Source organism: Faecalibacterium sp. An58, assembly GCF_002161515.1.
Classification (GTDB): Bacteria; Bacillota; Clostridia; order Oscillospirales; family Ruminococcaceae; genus Faecalibacterium; species Faecalibacterium avium.
The window spans coordinates 1-3,654 of the sequence record NZ_NFHX01000054.1 but is presented as its reverse complement, the minus strand read 5'-3'; the positions used below and the strand labels follow the sequence as shown (position 1 = coordinate 3,654).

Annotated in this window: 4 protein-coding genes and 1 pseudogene; all 5 read left to right on the top strand. The window is 51.8% G+C overall.

The window, feature by feature from the left end:
- Window positions 1–261, top strand: a pseudogene (locus B5G12_RS13990) (hypothetical protein); the annotation flags it as partial.
- A complete protein-coding gene (locus tag B5G12_RS15265) occupies window positions 258–1,391 on the top strand; it encodes a DUF3849 domain-containing protein (protein WP_242956061.1) in 1,134 nt (377 codons plus the stop codon). The pseudogene B5G12_RS13990 and the gene B5G12_RS15265, both read left to right, overlap by 4 nt.
- Entirely contained in the window at window positions 1,388–1,732 is a 345-nt protein-coding gene (locus B5G12_RS13980) for a plasmid mobilization protein (RefSeq protein ID WP_204245699.1), read from the top strand. Before B5G12_RS15265 ends, B5G12_RS13980 begins: the two co-directional genes overlap by 4 nt.
- Before the next feature lie 201 nt (window positions 1,733–1,933).
- Window positions 1,934–2,947: a DUF5067 domain-containing protein gene (locus B5G12_RS13975; protein ID WP_087325469.1), complete on the top strand. Its 1,014-nt coding sequence runs from the start codon at window positions 1,934–1,936 to the stop codon at window positions 2,945–2,947.
- 193 nt (window positions 2,948–3,140) lie between these two features.
- Window positions 3,141–3,536 carry a hypothetical protein gene (locus tag B5G12_RS13970; RefSeq protein WP_522731452.1) on the top strand — a complete coding sequence of 132 codons (396 nt, stop codon included), beginning with the start codon at window positions 3,141–3,143 and terminating at the stop codon, window positions 3,534–3,536.
- The last annotated feature ends 118 nt before the right edge of the window (window positions 3,537–3,654 follow it).

Here is a 3,654-nt window from a genome sequence, read left to right as displayed (position 1 = left end):
CAGCAGCGGGACGCGGCGCAAGTGGAAGTGGAAAAGCCTTTCCCCAAAGAAGCGGAGCTGGCTGAAAAATCCGCCCGTCTGGCCGAGCTGGACACCTTGCTGAACATGGAGGGCCGCCCTGAGTCGGAGCAGGACATATCTGAAGCTGAACTGGATGAACGGAGCGAGGGACACCGCCCGTCGGTCCTAGCCGGGCTGAAAGCCGCCGCAGTCGAGAAATCCGCACCGAATAAGCAGCATAAAAAGGAGGCTGAAAGATGACCAATGAACAGTGGAACACCACCCTTTACAAGCAGATGTTTGCGGAACAGGAGCAGTTCCGGGACTGGCTGCTGGCCCAGCCGCCGCAGGAGATTTTGAACCACGCCTATGAATATGTCATGCGGGAGGACATTCTGCTCTCGCTGGAGTACAACGACCTGACCGATGCCCAGGCGGCGGCTTTGCTCTCATCGTCCTCACCGCTGGCCGATGTTTATGCAGAATTTGACAAGCTGGAAAGCAGCCACATGGAGGAGATTTGGAGCTGTATCGAGAGCCGGGCGGATGCTCTGCAGGCCGGCCTGCTGGAGCGAGCTAAGACTTTGATCGACGAGTTCTGCGCCTATGAGTATGCTTCGCAGGCGGATTTCAGCGACTTGAGCAGGGTCAACATCGCCTACACCACCGTGGGCGATGAGGATATCCCGTTGCAAGTCCATGTGGACCTTGAAGGTTACAAGATCGAGCGGAAGCTGGATGGCAAGCCTCTGGATGCCCGGCAGTACAGTTCGCTGCAGGAACTGATCGAGAATGAGCTGGAAGGGCTGGATTTTCAGGAGCTGGTGGCGGTGAGCGATGCGGAGATTCAAACAGCCCTGGCCTCTGCAAAGAAGGAAGCTGCCTTTGCTGAGCTGCCGGTCTACCGGCAGAACGCGGCCTACGCCAGCGAGCACGGGGAGCTGGAGCAATACCGCGTTTCGCATCAGGCCAACATCGCCTGCAAGGAGGCCATTGAGCAGAGTATTGACCAAAACTATGACGGCAGACGCCTTGCGAAGGGGACCGCCGACAAAGTGATGCAGAAGTTCGGCAGCGAACGGGTGATGTACGTCCTGGCCAACACCATCCAGCAAAAGGGATGGGACGGGCGTTTCCATCCCTATAACAAGGATTGGGCCAAAACAGTGGACATCCCGCCCAACCCGGATTCGTTTGGCTTTGAGAGGAACTGTGAGTTTGTGGTGGACAGCCACGCCGGCCTGACCGACCTGTTCGTAAGCCAGGCGCGGCGGGAGGTAGAACGTCAGCCCCGCGCCTCTGTCCGGGAGCAGCTCAAGCAGGCGCAGGAGAAGGTAGAGAAGAAGTCACCTGTGCAAGCCTCACCCAAAAAGAAGGAGCCGGAGCGGTGAGCCAGCCCAAGCGAAAGCGCGGCGTTCAGCTCAATTTCCGCGTCTCGGAGGAAGAGTTGGCGGCGATTGAAAGCAAGATGGAACAGCTTGGCATCTTCAACCGGGAAGCCTATCTGCGCAAGATGGCGCTGGATGGGTACGCCGTCCGGCTGGACCTGCCGGAACTGAAAGAGCTGCTCTCTCTGCTGCGCCGGCACAGCAGCAACCTCAACCAGCTGGTGCGCCGGGTCAACACTACCGGGCGGGTTTACGAGGCGGACCTGGAGGATATTATCAAGAGACAGAGCGAACTTTGGGAGGCCATTGGCCAGATACTGACCCGGTTGGCAGAAATCTCATAAGGTTGATATGTTGTCATGAAGTAACCGATGTTAGTTAGTCGATTCTCCAATTACTATGGTGCAAAAGTGTAGTTGGTGATATACTGGGCTTCTGTACGATTATTTATGATTTGCCTCGATGATAGTACTTTCAATTGTATATTACTTTTGTTATACTATATTTAAATCCAAAACGAAGAATACAAAAGAGGAGGATAAAGCATGAAAAAGCTGGTGAGTATAGTCATGGCTATTGCGTTAGGTGTTTCTCTAGCCGGATGCGGCGGTAGAGCATCAGCTGAATCAGTAGTGGAGGATGCCATCCAAGCATTTCAAAATGCGGATGCTGAAGCAATTGAGCAGTACTGGGGTGACACAGACTTCAGCAGCTCAAATGGAACTGCTGAGGAAGATGCGTATACCCAGCAACTACTGGAGCAACTAGCAGAGAACTTGTCTTATCAAATTACCGAATCGACTGAAAATGAAAATGCGGGTACTGCCACGGTAACAGTAGAGTTTACGAACATTGATATGAGCGCAGTTCTGGCCGAGTGGATGGGAGAAATTTTCTCTCAGGCACTAGGCTATGCTTTCCTACCGGCTGAGCAGCAACCCAGCGAAGAAGAACTCAGTACTATGTCCATGGAAATCCTAAATTCGATCATGGAGGAACACACTGATGATAAAGTGACCAACACCGTAGATGTTTCTCTGAATCTTGTGGACAATGCATGGAAGATTGACCCGTCTGATACGGTCGTCAATGCCATGATGGGCGGTTTAATGGATTCTTTCTCCTTGTTAGATGAGTCCTTCGACACAGCAAACACGGTCGAAGCACCTGTAGAACCGGCGCGAGTCAATCCTGCAACATTGGGAGACTACACAGTAGAGATTAAGTCTGCCACAATCACGCAGGATTATGCCGGAAATCCTGCCGTGGTCATCGCCTACTTATGGACCAATCAAAGCAATGAGACCGCTTCCCCATTCTTTTCGGTTGCGACTTCTGTATTTCAGGATGGGGTTGGTCTGGATTCTGCAATTATTATGGATGATTCAGTATATGACAGCAGTATGCAGACGACTGATGTACGTCCAGGAACTACAATCGAGGTACAGGAGGCTTTTGAGTTGAATAACGCTACCTCGCCCATCGAGGTGGAAATCACCGAGGCATTCCTTTGGAACGATCCGGCAGAGATTGCTTATATGCAATTTACCTTCGATTAAAGTAAAATAATAGAGTCTATGTTTATGCACTTCTAGCCGAGCAAATGTCTGTTTGATGGTTATTCTTTAGTAGAAAATTATTTTGAAGAAGGCCTGGAGGATATTGCAAAGCACCAGGAACAGCTCTGGGAAAGTGTGCGTGAAGTTCTGACCCGGTTGGCATCTCTTTCGTAATGTGGCGGGAGGTCTGGCGTTGGCTGGCCTCCCGCTTTTTATTTGTGACATCCTTGCATTCTGTTTAAAAAGCAGGGATAATAAGGGTAAAGCGGAGGTGATGACCGTGTTGACATTTCAAGCAGTATTGGCCATTTTCGGAGACTATTTGTCAAAAGACCTGGAGGAAGAAGTCCTCCCCTGCCGCCGAGGCTATGTTCGCGTCTCCTGGAACGGAGAAGATCGCGATTGTGTGGATGGGGTCCTTTGCCGGACACCGGAAGAATTGTTTGACCTGTTGCTGATTGACTGCATCGGATACGAGGAAGTTAGCCTTACAAAAGGAAACAGGGAGCTGAACGAATCCGATGAGGCAATCATTCAAACGATCCGCGACCACTATTGGGCGGAGCGCAAAAAGGAGGAAGAACGGTGATCTTTTTACTCAGGTTCATGCTGAAACTTCTTTTTGCTCCGGTGAGCCTTGTTTTGGCCCTGTTCGTCTGGTTTTTCACCTGGCTGGTGTGCGTGTCCAGCGTGGTGCTGGGCCTGGC